Source organism: Vibrio cincinnatiensis DSM 19608, assembly GCF_900167345.1.
Taxonomy (GTDB): Bacteria; Pseudomonadota; Gammaproteobacteria; order Enterobacterales; family Vibrionaceae; genus Vibrio; species Vibrio cincinnatiensis.
The window spans coordinates 85,571-106,837 of the sequence record NZ_FUXB01000002.1; the positions used below are offsets into that span (position 1 = coordinate 85,571).

17 protein-coding genes are annotated in these 21,267 nt (G+C 44.7%); 3 read left to right on the plus strand and 14 right to left on the minus strand.

Translation table 11 applies throughout. The features are described from left to right. Positions 1-2: 2 nt before the first annotated feature. From cobA to B5D54_RS01990, 6 genes are all read right to left on the minus strand, one after another. Positions 3-869, minus strand: coding sequence for a uroporphyrinogen-III C-methyltransferase (gene cobA, locus B5D54_RS01965; protein ID WP_078924809.1), 867 nt, complete (start codon positions 867-869; stop codon positions 3-5). Next, on the minus strand, positions 866-3,496 hold the full coding sequence (locus B5D54_RS01970; protein WP_078924810.1) for a nitrate reductase: 2,631 nt from the start codon (positions 3,494-3,496) through the stop codon (positions 866-868). The genes cobA and B5D54_RS01970 overlap by 4 nt, the downstream gene beginning before the upstream one ends. 268 nt (positions 3,497-3,764) lie before the next feature. Further along, positions 3,765-5,072: a serine--tRNA ligase gene (serS, locus tag B5D54_RS01975; protein WP_078924811.1), complete on the minus strand. Its 1,308-nt coding sequence runs from the start codon at positions 5,070-5,072 to the stop codon at positions 3,765-3,767. A gap of 103 nt (positions 5,073-5,175) precedes the next feature. Further along, positions 5,176-6,525: a replication-associated recombination protein A gene (locus B5D54_RS01980; RefSeq protein ID WP_078924812.1), complete on the minus strand. Its 1,350-nt coding sequence runs from the start codon at positions 6,523-6,525 to the stop codon at positions 5,176-5,178. Positions 6,526-6,546: 21 nt separating this feature from the next. Beyond that, complete coding sequence (lolA, locus tag B5D54_RS01985) at positions 6,547-7,140, minus strand: outer membrane lipoprotein periplasmic chaperone LolA (RefSeq protein WP_078924813.1); 594 nt, start codon at positions 7,138-7,140, stop codon at positions 6,547-6,549. 83 nt (positions 7,141-7,223) lie between these two features. After that, complete coding sequence (locus B5D54_RS01990; RefSeq protein WP_078924814.1) at positions 7,224-7,844, minus strand: YecA/YgfB family protein; 621 nt, start codon at positions 7,842-7,844, stop codon at positions 7,224-7,226. A 168-nt stretch (positions 7,845-8,012) separates the two neighbouring features. Here B5D54_RS01990 and dusC point away from each other — a divergent pair, with 168 nt between their 5' ends. Continuing rightward, positions 8,013-8,963, plus strand: a complete 951-nt coding sequence (dusC, locus tag B5D54_RS01995) for a tRNA dihydrouridine(16) synthase DusC (RefSeq protein WP_078924815.1) — start codon at positions 8,013-8,015, stop codon at positions 8,961-8,963. Here the strand turns inward: dusC and B5D54_RS02000 are convergent. The 5 genes from B5D54_RS02000 to yfbV form a co-directional block, all read right to left on the minus strand. Next, positions 8,960-10,420 carry a sensor domain-containing diguanylate cyclase gene (locus tag B5D54_RS02000; RefSeq protein WP_078924816.1) on the minus strand — a complete coding sequence of 487 codons (1,461 nt, stop codon included), beginning with the start codon at positions 10,418-10,420 and terminating at the stop codon, positions 8,960-8,962. The genes dusC and B5D54_RS02000 overlap by 4 nt on opposite strands. Positions 10,421-10,706: 286 nt before the next feature. Then, positions 10,707-11,501: an ABC transporter ATP-binding protein gene (locus tag B5D54_RS02005; RefSeq protein ID WP_078924817.1), complete on the minus strand. Its 795-nt coding sequence runs from the start codon at positions 11,499-11,501 to the stop codon at positions 10,707-10,709. Next, positions 11,498-12,430 (minus strand): ABC transporter permease, encoded by a 933-nt coding sequence (locus B5D54_RS02010; protein WP_078924818.1) that lies wholly within the window; start codon positions 12,428-12,430, stop codon positions 11,498-11,500. The genes B5D54_RS02005 and B5D54_RS02010 overlap by 4 nt, the downstream gene beginning before the upstream one ends. 55 nt (positions 12,431-12,485) lie before the next feature. After that, positions 12,486-13,451: an ABC transporter substrate-binding protein gene (locus B5D54_RS02015; RefSeq protein WP_078924819.1), complete on the minus strand. Its 966-nt coding sequence runs from the start codon at positions 13,449-13,451 to the stop codon at positions 12,486-12,488. A 266-nt stretch (positions 13,452-13,717) separates the two neighbouring features. Continuing rightward, positions 13,718-14,170, minus strand: coding sequence for a terminus macrodomain insulation protein YfbV (gene yfbV, locus B5D54_RS02020; RefSeq protein WP_078924820.1), 453 nt, complete (start codon positions 14,168-14,170; stop codon positions 13,718-13,720). Between the two features lie 364 nt (positions 14,171-14,534). Between yfbV and B5D54_RS02025 the strand changes: the two genes are divergently transcribed. Both B5D54_RS02025 and pta read left to right on the plus strand, forming a co-directional pair. Further along, positions 14,535-15,731, plus strand: a complete 1,197-nt coding sequence (locus B5D54_RS02025) for an acetate kinase (RefSeq protein WP_078924821.1) — start codon at positions 14,535-14,537, stop codon at positions 15,729-15,731. A gap of 143 nt (positions 15,732-15,874) precedes the next feature. Then, positions 15,875-18,019 (plus strand): phosphate acetyltransferase, encoded by a 2,145-nt coding sequence (gene pta / locus B5D54_RS02030; RefSeq protein WP_078924822.1) that lies wholly within the window; start codon positions 15,875-15,877, stop codon positions 18,017-18,019. A gap of 73 nt (positions 18,020-18,092) precedes the next feature. On the opposite strand, the gene B5D54_RS02035 is transcribed toward pta, so the two are convergent. The 3 genes from B5D54_RS02035 to B5D54_RS02045 form a co-directional block, all read right to left on the minus strand. Further along, entirely contained in the window at positions 18,093-19,040 is a 948-nt protein-coding gene (locus B5D54_RS02035; RefSeq protein WP_078924823.1) for a glutathione S-transferase family protein, read from the minus strand. Positions 19,041-19,227: 187 nt separating this feature from the next. Beyond that, positions 19,228-19,863 (minus strand): OmpA family protein, encoded by a 636-nt coding sequence (locus tag B5D54_RS02040; RefSeq protein ID WP_078924824.1) that lies wholly within the window; start codon positions 19,861-19,863, stop codon positions 19,228-19,230. Positions 19,864-19,956: 93 nt separating this feature from the next. Continuing rightward, the gene (locus tag B5D54_RS02045) at positions 19,957-21,267 is read right to left on the minus strand and encodes a TadE/TadG family type IV pilus assembly protein (RefSeq protein WP_078924825.1); all 1,311 of its coding nucleotides are present in this window, start codon (positions 21,265-21,267) and stop codon (positions 19,957-19,959) included.

The following is a 21,267-nucleotide window of genomic DNA, read 5'->3' on the forward strand; positions in this document are numbered from 1 at the left end:
CTTCAATCAGCGAAAACGGTCTGTAACTCAGCCACTCGCGCAGTTTGCAACAGTTGGGACCGAAGTTTTACCACGTCTCCCATAATGATTAAAGCAGGGCTTAGTCCTTGCTGCTGATGTGCCATGTCCGCCAACTCCACTAATTCAAAGGTAATCACGGTTTGCTTGGTAGAACAACCATGACCAATGATCGCCACAGGCGTGGCGGGGCTTAATCCCGCCTGTATCAATCCTTGCTCTATTGATGCCGCCTTTTCAAGCCCCATATAAAACACCAGCGTTTGCCCGCTTGCCACTAACCCAGCCCAAGCGGGTAACGCCCCGGTCACGACTTGTCCTGTTATAAAGGTTACACTCCGGGAAACTTGGCGATGTGTCAGAGGAATGAAGCTACTTGCCGCACAGCCAATCGCCGCTGTGATACCGGGGATCACTTGATAGGGGATATGATGCTTGACCAATTCCAGCGCTTCTTCCCCCCCTCGGCCAAAAATAAATGGGTCGCCTCCTTTCAGACGTACCACATTTTTTCCAGCCTGAGCATACTTGACTAACAGTGCACAAATAGTTTCCTGCTTCATACTCGGCTGGCCACAACGTTTTCCCACATACACTTGCTCAGCCTTAGGGTTAGCAAGCGCCAAAATCTCTTTCCCCACGAGTCGGTCATACACTAATACCTGCGCCTTTTGCAGAGCTTTCAATGCTTTTAGCGTTAACAGATCTGGATCATTTGGCCCCGCGCCCACCAACGAAACATAACCTTGAGGCTTTGCTTCTGCCTTTTTTATCTCCTGAGGATTTCCCACCCATTCGCAAGACTTACTGATAACCGTAGGTGATGATTCCAAAAAAAGGGATTGATTCATGATTTCACTCCTACGTTTTTATCCATGGTTAGGTTTTCATGTTCATTGAGTAGTTGACGAATTTCGGGCACACATGATCCACAATTGGTGCCACATTTTAAGCGCTGTTGCAGATGATTAAGAGACACACATCCCTCTTGTTCTATCGCTTGATGGATTTGTTGATCCGTAATTCGAAAACAGCTACAGATTAAACGACTGGTTTGCTGGCCTTGCGCTAAAGTGAGTACTGAGCTTAATTGAAGTGGCTGCCCAATCAGTGCCACCATCATCGTGTAATCTTGTGTAATGGGCTGGGGTGATACCAGCACGATTCCCGTCACTTTCATCGCGCTTTCGTTAGCCGATGAACGACCAATAATCATCATCCATCCTTGGGGTAGATCCCAACGCAGTACTTGTTCCCCAGCATTCACCACAAACTGTGCTTTACTCAGTTCAGTTAAGGAGGCAAAACGCGAAACACCACAATCTTGTTCTTGTTGATAGCTTTGGTAATCACACTCTGGTAACGTTCGCCGATCCCCGACATAAAGCCCATAGCTGTACATCTGCGCAGCAGCAAGATGGACTAGTGCAGACTTAAAGGCGGGCTGCCCAGAAATGGGATCGCACTGCTGGCCAATGGCTCGATTCACTTGTGACTGCTCGCTGTAGCGACCTGCCCAATGCATCGACATAAACAGTTGCTTACCTTTTAATCCCTCATCGAGCGCCACTTTCGCAAATAAACATGATGCTTGATCCTCGCCCCGCAACGCTGCGATTTCACCCGCTTGCAGACCCAACGATTCGGCCGCAATCGGATTCATATAGAGAGTTGGCTCAATTTCCCCTGCCGCTAACTTTGCCACATGGCCGGTGCGAGTCATGGTATGCCACTGATCCCGTTGGCGTCCGCTGTTTAACCACCAGTGACCTTGCATTAACAAAGGAGCGGGAGTCGATACAAAGTGTGCCCGACCAGAAGGCGTGGAAAACTGACCATGTTGAAAAGGTCTCGCCACATCAATAGGCCATTGAGTGGGCTGCCAGTTGGCGTATTCTTCATCACTTATGTCAGTAAACATGGATAAATCCAATAAATAAGGAGAAGACTGATTAATTGCTGTTAAACCTGCATAGTCACGAAACAGATCCGCCTCATTGCGGTAATCAAACCCATTTTTGATATGAAGACGCTGGCACAATTTTTCCCCCACTTGGCTGATGGCCCACCAATCCGGTTTCGCTTCTCCAGGAGCGGGTAAAAAAGCTCGTTGACGTGATAATCGCCGTTCTGAGTTCGTCACCATCCCCTGTTTCTCTCCCCACCCCGCCGCAGGCAGTAATACATCCGCATAAGCCGCAACATCACTGTCAGCACTGATATCAGAGACGATCACACAGTCGCACTTCGTTAACGCTCGACGAATATGATCGCTCTCCGGCATCGAAATGACGGGATTGGTAGCCATGATCCACAGCACTTTCACCTCGCCTCTTTCAACGGCTTGAAATAATTCGACGGCTTTCAGGCCGGGTTTGGCTGCAATGGTCGGTGATTGCCAGTACTCTTGAACTAAGGTCAGTGACTCGGCATCAAAACCTCGGTGTACCGCGAGTTGATTCGCTAGCCCACCGACTTCTCTTCCCCCCATCGCATTGGGCTGACCCGTTAATGAAAATGGTCCACTGCCCGCTTTGCCTATTTTCCCACTCGCCAAGTGTACGTTGATAATGGCATTGCCTTTATCCACCCCAGACTCCGACTGATTCACCCCTTGGCAGAAAAGAGTTAATGCTGAAGGGCTACGACAGAACCAATGGTAAAAGGTCTCTAAAGCGGCTTGGTCAATGTCTAGCTCTTGTGCAATTTGCTTAACTTGATAGCGCTCTAAACCTAGTTCAGCCTCTACTTGTTCAAAGCCTTGAGTATGCGCCGAAATATAGGCGTCATCTAAAGCATGGTTATCCATGAGATAACGCAATAAGCCATTAAATAACAGCACATCTCCATCATTATTAATGGCGAGATGCAAGTCAGCTTGTTCTGCCGTAATGGTTTTACGGGGATCAATCACCACTAATTTAAGATGGGGGTTATCCTCACGTGCTTGCTGAATACGGCGGAATAAAACCGGATGAGTCCACGCGCTATTGGCTCCCACTAGCACTAATAGATCGGTATAAGCAATATCGTCATAGTTAACTGGCACGACATCTTCACCAAAAGCCCGAATGTGCGCCGCCACCGCAGAAGACATGCATAACCGCGAGTTGGTATCAATATTGGCGCTGCCTACATAGCCTTTCATAAACTTGTTGGCAGCGTAATAATCTTCCGTAAGAATTTGACCAGAGACATACATTGCCACAGAATCAGGGCCATACTGCTGAATGGCTTGGTAGAATTGCTCTGCAACATAATCCGTTGCTTGCAACCAACTCACTTCATCACCCGCAATTCTGGGATACAGTAAGCGTGACGGCATCTGTAAACTTTCCCCTAATGCTGCCCCTTTGACACATAATGCACCGTAGTTCGCGGGATGCTGACTATCGCCAACTATCTGGTTATGGTGAATAGCCACGCCGCATCCAACACCGCAATAGGGACACGTGGTATTAATTTTCGTTTGAGTCATCATCACTTCCTTGTGCTCGGGCAAATAAAAAAGCGCCTTACTTCTAAGAAGTAAGGCGCCTTTGCCTAGGGTATAACTTGGACGAGTTATTGTTACCGCTTAATTAGAGCAAGTGGCATACCAACTTATTCAACATTATAAATCAATATGTTATAGACACCCAGCAAGAGAACTTGCACCATACAGGTGCAATTCGCCCCAAAATAGCAATGCGGCACACATAAAAAACCGACCCATAAAGCGTCGGTTTCAAGCCAGTTTGAAAAGATTAACCGATGTGGGTTAAACCATTCATATATTTCTGTAGTACCACAGGGATCTCAATACGACCATCCGCTTGTTGGTAGTTTTCCAAAATCGCCACCATGGTACGGCCTACCGCCAAACCAGAACCGTTTAATGTATGCACCAATTCGGGTTTCTTTTCCCCTTTACGGCGAAAACGAGCTTGCATACGACGGGCTTGGAAATCCCACATGTTGGAACATGATGAAATTTCACGGTAGGTTTTTTGCGCCGGAACCCACACTTCTAAGTCATAGGTTTTACGTGCACCAAAGCCCATATCACCCGTACACAGCACCACTTTACGATAAGGCAGTTCAAGCAGTTGTAATACTTTCTCAGCATGACCGGTTAACTCTTCTAACGCCGCCATTGACTCTTCTGGTTTAGTGATCTGTACCAATTCTACTTTGTCAAACTGGTGCATACGGATCAAACCACGCGTGTCACGGCCATAAGAGCCCGCTTCAGAACGGAAACAAGGCGTATGTGCGGTCATTTTCAAAGGAAGCTCTGCTTCGTCAAGGATCACATCGCGCACCAAGTTCGTGACGGGCACTTCTGCGGTTGGAATCAATGACAAACGCCGTGGCTCTTCATCACTCACCTTTTCTGCCAATGGTTCAGTATGAAACAGATCTTGACCAAACTTTGGTAGCTGCCCCGTTCCAAACAAGGTATCCGCGTTAACGAGATAAGGCACATACAACTCTGTATAACCGTGTTGCTCGGTGTGCAAATCCAGCATAAATTGAGCAATAGCACGGTGTAGGCGAGCAAACTGACCTTTCATCACAACAAAGCGAGCACCGGTGATTTTCGTTGCACTTGCAAAATCTAAACCATCACCCATCTCACCCAAATCAACATGATCTTTAACCGTAAAGTCATACTCTTTCGGTGTCCCCCAACGTGAAACTTCCACGTTATCGTCTTCATCTTTCCCTTCAGGAACCGATTCGTCAGGAAGGTTAGGTACACTTTGAGTGATCGCATCTAACTGCGCTTGAACTTTGTCTAATTCAACTTTTTTGGCATCCAAATCATCGCCTAGCGAACCAATCTGTTGCTTGATTGCGTCTGCGCCCTCTTTATCGCCTTTCGACATCAGTTGGCCAATTTGCTTGGAGATGGAATTACGCGTGGACTGTAAATTTTCAACTTCTACTTGAATCGATTTACGTTGCTCTTCAAGTGTGCGGATAGTTTCGACGTCCAGCTTAAAGCCACGACGTGCTAATTGTGCAGCTGTCTCATCCAGCTCAGTGCGAAGTAATTTAGAATCCAGCATTGCTAATCCTATGCTTTTAATGTTGTGAAGAAACGTATGTGCTTGCTTTTTAAGCAAAGCCAGACGTATTGAAAGTTAGTGTGTCAAAGATAACGAAAAGCCACTACTTTTCATAGCGCTTTTGTGGGCTTTTTGCGTCTAACGCCGCCAGATACTCGAGTTTTTCAGAAATTTTGGTTTCTAAGCCTCGATTGGTCGGCTGATAATAACGCTTACCAACCATTTCCGGCGGAAGATAACACTCCCCAGCAGCATAGGCACCCACTTCATCATGGGCGTAACGATATTCGGCTCCATAGCCTAACTCTTTCATCAAACGGGTAGGTGCATTACGCAGATGCACAGGCACTTCATATTCAGGCAGGTTTTGTACATCATTCAGTGCTTGTTTCCACGCCGTATACACGGCATTACTTTTCGGCGCACAAGCAAGATAGACAGCGGCCTGAGCGATAGCTCGCTCACCTTCGGCGGGCCCAACCCGCATAAAACAGTCCCACGCGGAAAGTGCAACTTGCATGGCTCGTGGATCCGCATTACCGACATCTTCTGAGGCAATGGCTAATAACCGACGAGCAATATACAAAGGATCGCAACCAGCGGAAATCATCCTCGCCATCCAGTACAACGCTGCATCAGGGTTAGAACCTCGTATCGATTTATGAAAAGCGGAGATTAAGTCGTACCAGAGATCGCCTTTATTATCAAAACGGGCCACCTTTTCACCCGCCACTTCTGCCAGTAAGCTTAAGGTGATCTGCTTATAACCTTGCGCATCACTTTCAGCCATGTCATACAAAAGTTCTAAGTAGTTTAGAGACATCCGAGCATCACCGTTCACCAGCTCTGCCAACCGCTCTAATACTTGGTCATGAAACGTCGCGGGCGTTTTTCCAAGACCTCGCTCTGCATCATGAACCGCTTGATTCAGCGCCTGAAGAATTTCTTGCTCACTGAGCGAGGTCAATTTGTAGACTCGCGCCCGTGATAATAAGGCGTTATTAAGCTCAAATGATGGGTTTTCAGTTGTCGCACCAATAAAGGTCACGGTTCCGTCTTCAATGTGCGGTAAAAAGGCATCTTGCTGGGATTTATTGAAGCGATGCACTTCGTCCACAAATAAAATGGTTCTCCGCCCTGCACGTTGATTTTCTCTCGCTTTATCAATGGCCGCTCGGATCTCTTTCACCCCAGAAGTGACAGCAGAAACCCGTTCAACTTCTGCATTAGCATAATTAGCGGCCACCTCAGCTAAAGTTGTTTTCCCTGTTCCTGGCGGCCCCCATAAAATCATGGAATGGATATGACCCGCTTGCAAGGCTCGGCGCAGCGGTTTATCAGGCCCAAGAATATGCTGTTGACCAATATATTGCTCAACCGTTTGAGGCCTCATACGTGCAGCAAGGGGACGAAAATCCTCGTCCCCTGAAAAATCTAAACTGTAATTACTCACAATCACTCATTGTTCATGACATTAACGTTGGTCATCAACCTCAACCCCATCTGGGATGGTAAATTGAAACTGACGGCTTGGCGGTGTTTGTAGCTTCACATTGTGAAAGGTAAATCGGCTTTGTTGCCCATCTTGCTCAATCACGTTGAACCCTTTTACCATACCTTGATTATTAATCGTAATTTGAAAATAGCCTTGGTTGGATTCAAAAGAAATCGGCGTTAAGGTAAATACATCGCCTTCTTGTTCAACCTGATAAGCATCCCAATCACTGGCCTGATTCCGAGTCAGTAGCACAAAAGGCGTTTGCTCTGTTGCCTGTTGTTGATCATAAATGGTCACTTGTTCAATAAACGGGCTGTAGTACCAGAGCGATAGCCCATCAGAAACCAACAAGTTTTCATCCGGTGCGGTGGTTTCCCAACGAAACAAGCCGGGACGAGCGATATCCACCACCCCTTCACCATCCATCACAATTTCCCCATCAGGGCTAACCACTTGTTGGTTAAATTGCCCACTAAACCCATCGGTTAACGCTAGACGCTCACTTAACGTCTCTTTCGGGGTAGCGAAGACGGAAAAACTACAAAAAAACAATGCAACCCATTTTTTCATTCTAATGTGACTCCTGAAACCTTAATTAGCAAGGTTATAACGGTTTTCTATCCCTACTATGTCAACCTTCGGTAGAAAAAGTTCTACTGCCCACAGCACTGTTTGAACTTTTTACCACTCTCACAAGGACAAGGGTCATTGCGTCCAACCGATTTATAAGGATTCACATGCTGCGCTTTAGCTCCGACCATCTGTTCATCTGCGGCCAGCGCAACTTCATGTACCATGAGGTCGAGCTGATCAATCATATGACTCAAGGTGGGTAATGAATCATACCCAGCGGCTTTCATTGCTTCATGTGTTTGCTCTTCGTCAATAGCAAGCATTAAAGTGGTTAACAGCGCCTGTAACATGCGGTATGACCCATCAGAAACGGGAGCCGATGCCCATTGCGCTTCAATTTGTGGCCATAAGGTCATGAACCCTTCTGCAAAATCGGCCAGCCCTTCTTCTCTACTCTGCGCCTGCGTTTGTAATAAGTGCAATAAACCGTATTCATTACTTTTCAGCTTTTGGTATTGTGCATGGATCTGTTGCGTAATAATGGGTTCTAGTTCATCAGCCTGATCGGGAAAAAGCTCTGAAAGCCAAGATTTTGGATCCAGAGGCTGAACTGTAAAATTGGCGGCCAACACCATACCTTCAATAAAAAGAGGAGACTCACTCACCTCTAGCTGTGACAAGTTTACTAAGGGATAGATCATACGATTTTCTGTGTTGCACTAAGAATGGCGACAGTATAAACGTAAAGCCGATAAAGTTGCAGCCCATGATTACCTGTCATTGAAGAGAGAGGGAGAAAAGAGGATGACTCAAATAGCAACTCCCTCTACAATCTCGCCTCTTTATTGTTAGCGACCACACTTTTTATTATGCGCGTTATTTTAGGCCCGATGGAGGGCGTCCTTGATCACTTGATGCGGCAGATGCTCACTGAAATCAACGATTATGATTTTTGTGTCACTGAATTTGTTCGAGTGATTAATCAAGTGTTACCGGATCATCTGTTCTATCGTCTGTGCCCAGAGCTAAAACAGGCTTCTTGTACTCCATCTGGCACACCGGTCAAAGTCCAATTATTAGGTCAAGAGCCCGTATGGATGGCTGAAAATGCGCTGCGGGCAGCAGAACTGGGAGCAAGTGGCATTGATCTCAACTTTGGTTGTCCTGCCAAAACGGTCAATAGAAGTAAGGGTGGTGCGGCCTTATTAGAGCACCCAGAACTCATTTATCAAGTCGTTAAAGCTTGCCGAGATGCCGTTCCTCGCCACTTAGCTGTCAGTGCTAAAATCCGACTAGGTTGGGAAAACCCAAATGATTGCTTTGAGATTGTGGATGCGATTACTCAGGCAGGAGCCGATGAATTAACCGTTCATGCGCGCACCAAAGCGGGTGGCTACAAAGCGAGTGAAATTCAGTGGGAATATATTGATAAAATTCGTCAGACCAGCCCCATTCCACTGATTGCTAATGGTGAGATCTGGAACCACGCAGATGGACAAGCTTGTATAGCCACCACTGGGATTGATTCTTTGATGGTCTGTCGCGGAGCGCTGAATATTCCTAATTTAGGGAATATGCTGAAATACGACCACCCGCCCATGCCATGGCACCAAGTGCTTGATCTCTTACTCAAGTATTCCGCTTATGAAGTTCGGGGAGATAAACGGAAATATTACCCGAATCGAGTCAAGCAGTGGTTTGCTTATTTACGCCATGCCTATCCGCAAGCAGCGGATCTCTTCCGTGAAATTCGCACTTTCACAGAAGTAGATCCCATTGTCTCTCATTTTCAGCACTATCGTGAAAAATTAGCTGACTAAAAAACCAACTTGTCTTTGCCAGAGGTTTTGGCTACGTAGAGTTTTTCATCCGCCGCCTTGAAGAGTTTATTAAAATCATCGCCCTCTTCACGGCGGACAATGTGGACACCGCCGGAGACAGTAAACCCTTGGTCGATTAGCCGTGTTGAATCTTGAACAATCGCATCTTTGACTCGATACATCACATTCTCAATGATCGGTTCTTCAGAAGCGGTAACATACAGCACAAATTCTTCCCCACCAAAACGGGCAACAGCATCCGTATCCCGTAAATGTGATTCGATCTGCTCACCGATGTAGCGAATCACCTGATCACCAACATCATGGCCAAAGCTATCGTTAATAGATTTGAAATTATCAATATCCAACACGGCAATGGCTAAATATTGATTGTGCTGTTTACCTTGTAAAAATTCTTCCATTCCACGACGGTTAAGTAGACCTGTCATCGGATCTCGAGCCGCTAAATCCGCATAGTAGGTTTTTTCAACGCGGATATTGAGGAAAAACATACCAATTACCGACATAAAATAAGCCAGCAAAACAGCGTATAAACTCGTTTGCCTATCATAAAAAAAATGTCGAGCCTCAGCTATCCAATCCCAGTGGTAATAAACTCGGTGGTTAAATTGAGCATACCCAACATTTAAGACTTTAGGCCGATACTGATAAGACGCTAACGGTTTATCTTTGTCTATTTTCTCGACACTAATTTTTCCGACCAAGCGTGTAGTTTTCTCCGTCAGCTTATCTACCCCAACATCAATGGCAACCACTCCCTGAAATTGCTTTTGATGGAAAATGGGAGCCGCTAATGTAAAAGTATTACTTTTTGAGAGTAATCCCATTTGATTACTGGGACCTGTAACCGTCACCAAATCGGGCTGTTCCAGCGCTAGATGCCAAAATGGTCTTAATTTTAAGGTTACCAGATTACTTTTCGTTAATTCTTTCACCATCACATCTGGCGAGGAAATAACATACCCACCATCAGCGATATAGTGTACGCCGACAATATATTCATCGAGATCATTGAGAAAAGAGACAATCGGGGCAAGAGACATTTTACGAGTCATCCGTAAATACGCAGGATGAGATTCGTCACATAGCTCCGCTTCCCCCACCATCATGTAACTCACTTCGATTGGGAATGTGGCATGGCTCTTAATATCGGTAGGGGCTAATGATATTTTTGGCCACATTTTACATAAACCATCGAACACCTCATGCTGAAACCCCAACAAAGAGGCTGGTGTCGACTCAAAATAATTTGTAAAGCTGTAGTCCAGCGCTACCATCATCTTAACAGCATGGCCAAGCTGTCGTTCTATCCTAGTATATTCTTCGTCAATATCCGTGTTGACGACTTTTAAATAGGAATACGCTACAGAAGCTAACAGCATTAAAGCAATAGCTAATGGCAGCAAAATGATTTTTGCGTGCTCACGCTTTTTCATTGGATTCTTTATGTCCTAAAACAGACCAATAACCTAATCCATACAGATATATTCAAAACTTAACAAAACTGAAGGTGGTTATAGGCTGAGGTGATTAGATTCATCTACAGAGTGATTAGAACCATCTGTAGAATCAATTAATTATGCCAAATCACAAGCCATTATCTCTAACGAAATTGACTTACATTAGACAAGTTTAACCAAATCCTGACAGAAAGCACGGACAAAAAACCCTTTATGGATAAACCTAAAGGGTTTTTCTCTATTAATGAGGGGAAGAGGGTGACTAGTTAAGCAATAAACTGTCGTCGCTTAGCTCTTCTCCACGGACTTTCGAAAACATCTCTAACAAGTCTGGAACTTGCATGGTTGCACGTGACTCACCCGCGACATCCAGAACGATTTCGCCTTGGTGGAGCATCACGGTTCGATCGCCACACGCCAGTGCATCTTTCATTGAATGCGTCACCATCATTACGGTTAAATTAAACTCTGCAACAATTTTTTTGGTGAGATCGATAATGAACGCCGCCATTCTCGGGTCTAACGCCGCAGTATGTTCATCCAGCAACAGTAACTTACTATCAGACAACGTTGCCATCACTAAGCTAACCGCTTGGCGCTGCCCACCCGACAGCAAACCAATGCTATCACTCAAACGGTCTTCCAACCCTAAACCTAAAATGCTGATCCGCTCTTGAAATAATTTGCGTCTCTGGCTCGATAACGCGTATTTCCACCCTCTTCGTTTGCCACGCATATAAGCCAGTGCCATATTTTCTTCAATCGTCAAAGCACCACAAGTACCGGCTAATGGATCTTGAAAAACACGAGCGCACAGTGACGCTCGCTTATCAACACGCTGCCGAGTCACATCTCGATCATCAATCAAAACCCGACCACCAATCATCGGTGTTTCTCCTGTCACCGCCCCAAGCAATGTCGATTTTCCGGCACCATTGGATCCAATGACCGTAAGAAACTGATGCTCTGGTACTGTGAGGGAGATCCCCTTCAGAGCCTGATTTTCTAAAATCGTACCAGGATTAAATGTAACTTGAATATCTTCCAAATGGATCATAATGATTCTCCTGACCGATTTTTCACCTCTTTCGTTTTCAAAATGGATAGTCGAGTTTTTTTCGAATTTCGTTTCAAACGAGGCATCACTAATGCCACCGCAACCAAAACGGCCGTCACTAAGTTAAGGTCTGAAGCTTGCAAGCCAAACATTCCCGAGCTAAGTGCAAAGGCAACCGCAAGCCGATAAAGAACCGAACCGATAATCACTGCAACCACAGCAACCCAGATTTTTTTCCCCGGAATTAACGTTTGCCCAAGAATCACAGCAGCCAGACCCACCACAATGGTTCCCACCCCTGACGTAACATCAGCAAAGCTGTTGGTTTGAGCAAACAAAGCCCCCGCAAACCCCACAAATCCATTCGATAAAGCCAAGCAGAAATAAGTATAAAATGCCGTACTGGCACCTTGAGCGGCAACCATACGTGCATTCACTCCCGTCGCTCGCAGCCCAAGACCGAAATCACTATTAAGTAAACGGATCACCAAAATAGCCGCAATCAAAACTAATACGGCTACAACCAACGGGCGGACTAACATAGGATCACCCAAGGTTTCGAATGGCGTTAGAATCGTTTCTTCTCCCAACAAAGCCATATTGGGTCGCCCCATGATTCGGATATTGATGGAAAAAGCAGCGATCATCGTCAGGATTGAAGCAAGCAGGTTCATGATACCGCAACGGATCGTTAAAAAAGCAGTCACCCACCCTGTTGCTGCGCCTGCAATGATCGCTAACCCTGTTGCCAACCACGGATTAATTCCAGCAACAATCGCGGTTGCCGCTACTGCCGCTCCCATCGGAAAACTGCCATCGACCGTTAAATCAGGAAAATCAAGAACCCGGAAAGTCAAGTAAATACCCAGTGCGACTAATCCGTAAATTAGGCCAATTTCTAATGCCCCAAAAAATGCAAAAGCAGACATAACCACTCCCTTTCTGCTTAAATGCTGGGCATACTTGCCCAGCGTAGAAATATTTTTATTTGATACTCGTTGCTCGATCTAAAACGGTATGAGGAATCGCTATCCCTAATTTTTCAGCTGCCGTTTTATTAATCACCAAATCGGATCCTTGAGCAATTTTAACATCTAAAGAACCCGGCTTCGCTCCTTCAAGGATACTGACCACATACTCAGCCGTTTGTAGCCCAATCTGGTAATAATCAAAACCTAAGCTTGCAATAGCACCACGATCTACGTATGAAGTTGCAGCACCGAATACCGGTGTTTTAGCCTGATTTGCTGCCACAATCATTCCTTCAATAGCACTGGCTACCGTATTGTCAATCAAAGCGTAAATAATATCTGACTTTGCGGAAATGGCTTGTGTGGCAGATTGAACATCTGCACTTCGTAACGCTGTTGCTTCAACCAATTGCAAACCATGTTCTTTAACAGACGATTTTAGTAATGTCATCAAGCTCATTGAGTTTGCTTCACCAGGGTTGTAAACCACGCCAATAGTTTTTACATCCGGCAATAATTCTTTGATTAGCTCTACATGTTGATTTATAGGGGAAAGATCAGAAAGCCCGGTCACATTTCGCCCAGGTTGCTCCATTTGATTGACTAATTTTGCCCCAACCGGATCCGTCACCGCAGTAAAGACCACTGGAATAGAGCGCGTCGCTGAGACTAAGGCTTGAGCGGAAGGGGTCGCAATACCAACTAAAACATCTGGATTTTGTCCAACAAACTGGCGGGCAATTTGTACCGCAATGGCTGGATTACCTTGTGCCGTTTTAAAATCAAATGTCAGATTTTTTCCTTCTTCATACCCTTTTGCCGCTAATCCATCGAACAACCCTTGGCGAGTCGCATCTAGTGCTGGATGTTCAACAATTTGGGAGACCGCGACTTTAACTGTCTTGGCCATGAGTGAATGAGAAGAGAATAGTGCAGCTCCGGCTAGAACGGCGGTAGCTATAACTTTGCCTGCTTTCATCTTAACTCCTTGATTCAAAGCATTTTATTATTAATGTTGTGTTTATATTTGTTTTTATTGTGCACAGAGCGTGCAACTAACAACATTATTACCAGCAAGTTAACGCAAAGGGAAGCTTGGCTTAACACAGAAATAACAAAAAGAAGATGAAAATGTGGTAGGAAAAATAAAATCAGCGAACATTCTCTCTTTTATAAGAAAAGAAAGAAGAGCAGGAAAACATAAAAACAAGCCGTGAAAGTTTACAGCACGACTCATGACAGATATTAGAACCAACGTTCTAATACGGTTTTATCGAGCTGGCGAAAAGCTCGATTCAAAACCAGTGCTAACTCTTTATAGCGAGGTTTAGACTTCATCGGTTCAAGAGCAAATCCAGTTTCAAGGATCTTCTGATGCAACTCTCGATACCATCCCGCCAATGAAGGGGGCAATTGAGTATTGGCCCGATTACCTAACCACCAAATCCCCTGCAAGGGTAAGCTAATGGCAAATATGGCCATCACCACCGTTTGTGGCATGGCTTGCATATTCTGAAAGCTCATTTGTGTTAACACACTGATCGCCGCAATCGCAGGCATCACTTTAATGCCAAAACGGGTCGCCTTAATGATGCGGCCTTCAGGAAACAATAAGTTAAGCTCTTTTCGCATCGGCCAAGTGTCCATATACTTTTGGCCATCCTTTAAACTATGAATAATACCGGCTCGATTGCTCATACTCGTTCCCCTCTCCGTTTCACGACACGGCTTTGCCAACGTTTACTAAAAAATAGTTGAACAATTCAACAAATGAAGTAAAAAATTGACGAAAACTAATATCGCTTCAAATTTTTTTTGTTATATTGAGCCATTATCGCTATCCTTTGCGCACGCTCAATCTTATTGTTGCTGTTATTTACAATTTAGGCAACCGTGAGACCCAGAAAAGCATACAAAGGAACATTGATGAGGCCGTTCTTGTCTCAGCTTTTTAATAGGGATATTCGCTGTTTTGTTGACCAAGATTAGTTCTCACTTTTACCGAGTTCGGCTATTCTTGTGATTAAATTTTATCCTAACCGATCATTACAGGTAGTTATACATGTCTAAGCTAGTTTTAGTTTTAAACTGCGGTAGTTCTTCTTTAAAGTTCGCGGTTGTTGATGCAGAAAATGGTACAGAGCATCTCTCCGGTCTTGCAGAATGCCTGCACCTTCCTGAAGCACGCATCAAGTGGAAACTTGATGGTAAACACGAAGCACAACTTGGAAACGGTGCCGCTCACGAAGAAGCGCTTGCATTTATGGTTGAAACCATTCTTGCCTCTAAGCCAGAACTAGCTGAAAACCTTGCAGCTATTGGTCACCGTGTTGTGCATGGAGGCGAACAGTTCACTCAATCTGTGCTTATTGATGATGCGGTTGTTAAAGGAATTGAAGACGCAGCGACCTTTGCACCACTGCATAACCCAGCACACATCATTGGTATTCAGGCAGCGAAAAAAGCGTTCCCTAACTTAAAAAATGTGGCCGTATTTGATACTGCATTCCACCAAACGATGCCAGAGCAAGCTTATCTGTATGCCCTGCCATACCATCTCTATAAAGAACATGGTATTCGTCGTTATGGTATGCACGGGACTTCTCACCTATTTATCGCTCGTGAAGCCGCTGAACGTTTAGGTAAGCCCGTTAATGAATTGAATATCATCAACTGTCACTTAGGTAATGGCGCATCTGTATGTGCGATTAAAAATGGTCAGTCGGTTGATACCTCTATGGGTTTAACCCCACTAGAAGGTTTAGTAATGGGAACTCGTTGTGGCGAGATAGACCCAGCGATTATTTTCCACCTACATGATGCACTCGGCTATTCTGTTGACCAAATCAACACCATGTTAACGAAAGAATCTGGCCTACTTGGTTTAACCCAAGTCACTTCTGACTGCCGTTTTGTTGAAGACAACTACGGCCAAAAAGAAGAAGCTACACGTGCGATGGATGTTTTCTGTCACCGTCTAGCAAAATACGTGGCAGGCTACACAGCAAGCCTTGATGGCCGTTTAGACGCCATCGTCTTTACTGGTGGTATCGGTGAAAACTCAGCTCCCATTCGTGAAATGGTGCTAAACCGTCTTGCTATTTTTGGTATTGAAGTTGATAGCGAAGCCAACCTTAAAGCTCGTTTTGGTGGTGAAGGTGTCATCACTACAGCTAACAGCCGCATTCCTGCAATGGTAATTTCAACGAATGAAGAGTTGGTTATTGCAGAAGATACTGCTCGTTTGGCCAATATCTAATTCATTATCTGGCTGACTTTACGGTCAGCCGGATTTTTTTAGGGGCTCAAGACCTATTCTTCATGGAATACGGCGTTGGGCTTTGTTCCTTTCAATCTAAAACCCCTTTAGATTGCAATCAATAGTGTTGAGGTACTTTACGAATGTCCCGTACTATTATGCTTGTTCCCATCAGTGCTGGTGTTGGTTTAACCAGCGTCAGCATGGGACTCCTTCGTGCCATGGAGCGCAAAGGTGTAAGTGTTTCTTTTTATAAACCCATTTCACAACCACGTAGCGGTGGCGATCAGCCTGATCTCACCTCCAGCATCATCAGTCATAATAGTGATATGAAAATTGGCGAACCAATGCCAATGTCTACCGCTGAAGCCTTGATCGGTGGCGAAAAAATGGATGTTCTACTGGAAACGGTCGTAGAACGTTACAACCAAATCATTGTTGATTCTGATGTCACCTTGGTTGAAGGTTTGGTGCCTACCCGTAAGCACCCATTTGCAAACCAAGTTAACGCAGAGATTGCAAAAACATTGGGTGCAGAAATCGTCTTTGTCGCTACGCCAGGAACCAATAATCCAACTCAGCTCAAAGAGCGTATTGAAGTTGCCTGCTCAAACTTTGGCGGAACAAAAAATAAAAACATCTCTGGTGTGGTGATCAATAAATTGAACGCCCCTGTTGATGATGCGGGCCGTACTCGCCCTGATTTGTCTGAAATCTTTGATGATGCTGATAGCGCAAAACAAGCAAACCTCGAAGTGATGCAGATCTTCAACAGCAGCCCAATTCGCGTATTAGGTTGTGTGCCTTGGAATGTTGACCTGATAGCAACCCGCGCTATCGATATGGCAAAACACCTAAAAGCAGAAGTGATTAATGAAGGCGATATCAATACTCGTCGCATTAAAAGCATTACTTTCTGCGCCCGCTCTATCCCACACATGATTGAGCATTTTAAACCCGGTTCACTGCTCGTCACTTCCGCTGACCGCCCTGACGTTATCGTCGCTGCGGCTCTTGCTGCCATGAATGGTGTAGAAATTGGCGCAGTCCTGCTAACTGGCGGTTACGATATGCCCAATGAAATCGTTAACCTGTGCAAACCTGCGTTTGATACTGGTTTGCCGATTTTTAAAGCACAAGGTAACACTTGGCAGACATCTCTAAACTTACAAAGCTTTAGCCTTGAAGTTCCCGCAGATGATAAAGAACGTATCGAATTTGTCAGTGAACATGTGGCAAGCCACATCGATGGTCCTTGGATTGACAGTTTGACTGAGGGTACTCAAGCCACTCGTCGCCTAAGCCCACCAGCATTTCGTTACCAACTGACTGAATTTGCTCGTCGTGCTAATAAGCGAATCGTACTGCCTGAAGGTGATGAGCCTCGTACCGTGAAAGCGGCGGCTATCTGTGCGGAACGTGGCATTGCTCGTTGTGTGTTGCTAGGTAACCCAGACGAAATCAAACGTGTTGCAGCGTTACAAGGTGTAGAATTAGGTGCTGGTGTTGAAATCATTGATGCCGATGCCGTACGTGAAAACTATGTCGCACGTTTAGTTGAGCTTCGTGGTGCCAAAGGCATGACCGAAGTTGTGGCGCGTGAAAAATTAGAAGACTCCGTTTTCTTAGGCACTATGATGTTGGAAGCAGATGAAGTCGATGGTCTGGTTTCTGGTGCGGTTCATACCACAGCCAACACCATTGTACCCCCTTTCCAAATCATCAAAACTGCGCCTAATGCGTCTATCGTTTCTTCTGTATTCTTTATGCTTCTGCCGGATCAAGTACTGGTATATGGTGACTGTGCCATCAACCCAGATCCCACCGCAGAGCAGTTGGCGGAAATTGCGATTCAATCCGCTGATTCAGCAGCAGCCTTTGGTATTGAACCTCGTGTTGCGATGATCTCCTACTCTACTGGGACTTCCGGTAAAGGGGCTGATGTTGATAAAGTGCGTGAAGCAACACGTATTGCACAAGAAAAGCGCCCAGATCTGATCATTGATGGCCCACTGCAATACGATGCGGCTATCATGGAAAATGTTGCTGCGTCTAAAGCACCTGATTCGCCTGTTGCGGGTAAAGCCACCGTGTTTGTTTTCCCAGACTTAAATACAGGTAACACCACTTACAAAGCGGTACAACGTTCAGCCGATCTAGTTTCTATCGGCCCAATGCTGCAAGGTATGCGCAAACCCGTCAACGATTTGTCTCGCGGCGCGTTAGTGGATGACATTGTCTACACCATCGCTCTGACTGCGATTCAAGCCGATCAAGATCAGAAATAAAACGTTCGCTTTTTTAAAAGCGAACCCAAAAGTAAAAGCCCTCGATTAAAATCGAGGGCTTTTTTATCCTTTCTCAACTAAGAGAATCACGCCCATGTTCCGATTCTAAATCCAAATCAGGCCCAACAGGCACCACTTGGGTTGGGTTAATCGTGGTATGGCTAAAATAGTAATGGCGTTTGATATGATAAAAATCCGTCGTTTCTTTAATTCCCGGTGTTTGATAAAGCTCTTTCAGATAACCATTTAAATTCGGGTAATCCGCAATTCGCTTCTTATTACACTTAAAGTGACCCACATATACCGCATCAAAACGAATCAAGGTAGTAAAGAGTCGCCAATCCGCTTCGGTCAAAATCTGTCCAGCCAAATAACGGTGCGTCGCTAAATGTTGGTCGACTTTATCCAGTGCTGCGAACAAAGATTCATACGCCTCTTCATAAGCTTCTTGCGTGGTTGCAAACCCACAGCGATAAACCCCATTGTTAATATTTGGGTAAATAAAATCGTTCCATTCATCCACCACTCTGCGCAATTCTTCTGGGTAATAGTCCACATGATTGCCCGTCAACTCATTAAATGCTGAGTTAAACATACGAATAATTTCTGAAGATTCATTACTCACAATGGTTTGTGTTTTTTTATCCCATAGAACGGGAACAGTCACACGCCCAGTATAATCGGGTTTGGCCTGAGTATAGACTTGATGCAGTTTACTGTGGCCAAATAACGGCTCAGGAATACCAAATTGCCACCCTTGACTTAACATATCAGGGCACACCACCGTCACATCAATATGCTCTTTAAGCTGCTTCAATTCGCGGAAAATCAAGGTTCGATGTGCCCAAGGGCAAGCTAAAGAGACATACAAGTGGTAACGCCCAGACTCAGGGCTAAACGTCGCATCCGGTTTATTGACGATCCAATCACGAAATCCCGCATCTTCACGCACAAATTCTCCACCCGTACTTTTCGTGTCATACCACACATCGTGCCACACACCCTCAACTAACTTCCCCATGATTCACCTCACGTTCATTGTTCTACTGTATTGGTTACCATTATAGGCATGGCCCCATACGATAGAACCGGAGGAAATTGGCTTAGTTGTTCGAAATTTTTGAAGCATGTGAATAAAAAGAGCCACGCTTCACCAGAGAGAGTCGGTGTGCGTGGCTAAATAAAGAAAACATCATTCTTATTAGTTTTTAGTAGATATCGACTCGACGGTTTTGAGCACGACCTTGCACCGTCTCATTACTCATGAGCGGTTTTCTTTCTCCATAAGAAATCACTTCTGCAGAAATAGAATGGCTCGCCTGCTGCTGCAAATACGCCATCACTGATTGAGCACGACGTAGGCCTAACGAAAAGTTGTACTCATCACTGCCAATATTATCCGTATGCCCTTCTACTTTTAGGTTTTGATCATGCTGTAAACGTTCAACAATTCTCGATAAAAGATAGCGTGAAGCATCTGTCAACTCTGAACGGTCAAAAGAGAAATAAACTCTCGCCAAAAGATCGTCATCTTGAGTGGCTGAAGTCTTAGCGTGACTCAGTAAATATTCCACACATGTCCCTTGAACACCAGCGCGCCGCATCTGCTGTTCCACGAAGGCCAAACTCGCAGGATAACGATCTTGCTCTTCAATTTGAGAAAAAGCGCCTTGATTAAGATGAACTCGGCGTCCTTCTGCAACTTGGACTTGCTGTTCAAAAGCCAAATCAGGGTGATTGCAGTAATAGTACAAAGCATTTTGCTTTGGTTGCTCCGTGGAAGCCACCCAAGGGCTGACCGCCAATAACAATGCCAGACATAAAGTGTTTACAGTTATTTTCATTATGGGAATTCCTTTACTGAACAAGGCAAGTAAGCCGATAAAAAACCACTTAAAGAATAACGTGGTGTGACTCGCTCTAAGCCAAACATAATCTCATCGTGCTAAATGCCCTATTTCTTCAGTGATCAGTTCTAAAATTTTGTTGATGATGTCATTTTGATTTTCTGCTTTAAAAACATTTTCTTGTCCAACACAGCTCCCCATTTCTGGATACTTTTCTAATTCATAATCAAAACCCACCGCGGCTAATCTTGCATTAACTACGTTTCCATCTGCAGATGTTTTTGAATTTAATGCGGTATGAATCGTTGAGCATAAATTGGCGTTAATTAATTTATTGGTGGTAGAGCGATAGGAATCTTGCCCATCCGATAAAATGATAATCAGTTGCCTTGGATTCTCACCTTGATGATAAGCTATTTGTGCACCACGGATTAACCCAGCATACGAAGAGGTTCCACTTCCTGAGTTTCTTGGAATTGAAAAATTGGATGAAAAAATACGATCTGTAATTGACTCCATATCTTCAGTTAAAAGAATATCTTCAAAATAGGAAACATTAGTCACTCTATTTGAACTTATTGCTTGGTGTGCAATAGAATCCAGAGTAAAGATGTCTCTTACCGTAGCCGTTTCATTAATGAGACCACTATTTTTTCCTGGATAATAAGAATCACACTTCACTTCTTTTAGATAAGAGGAGTGGGATGAATTCGCACTTCCTCTACAAATTAAATGATCTCGAAAAGCCCGAGTATTACCAGACCTTTGTATCGTATAGAAGTCAAAGCCAACAATCGCTAGTCTATTTTTATTCGACTCATCTTTTGTATAGCCATTAAACAGTTCTAATTCATGCGCTATAACTTTTATAATATCTTTTAAATCAAGAAACTTTCTTTTCGAACCCCCATCCCAAAAATCATACATAGATGCTGAAAAATCTGCCACCAATATAACATCCACAGTCTCAGAGTGATATTTCCGAGTGATAGATCCATCAGAAACCTGATAACTTTCACCAAAACCAATAATGGACTCATTACCGGGAAACCAAGTGGGTTGAGTAATACTTGCGGTGACACGATATTCAAAAAATCGCCGTTCTTGATTTCGACAATTTGAATTATCCTCACAATTTAACTTCGTGATAGAAATATCTTTATCTTTCACCGTCGCTAATGGGAAATAATATTGAACATAGCTTTTGGCTAACGTTTTATCATCAGAGCCTTGCCCAGCAACCGCAAGGCTCGCCACCTCTACGGCTTCAAGTAAACGGGCTTTATCTTGTATTGCTCTCGCACCATCAGTCCCTAACGCAAAGACACCAAACAAAATGGGAATAAAAAGAGCAAATAAAATTGCTGCATGGCCAGACTGCTTTTGAATACGGTGAATCAT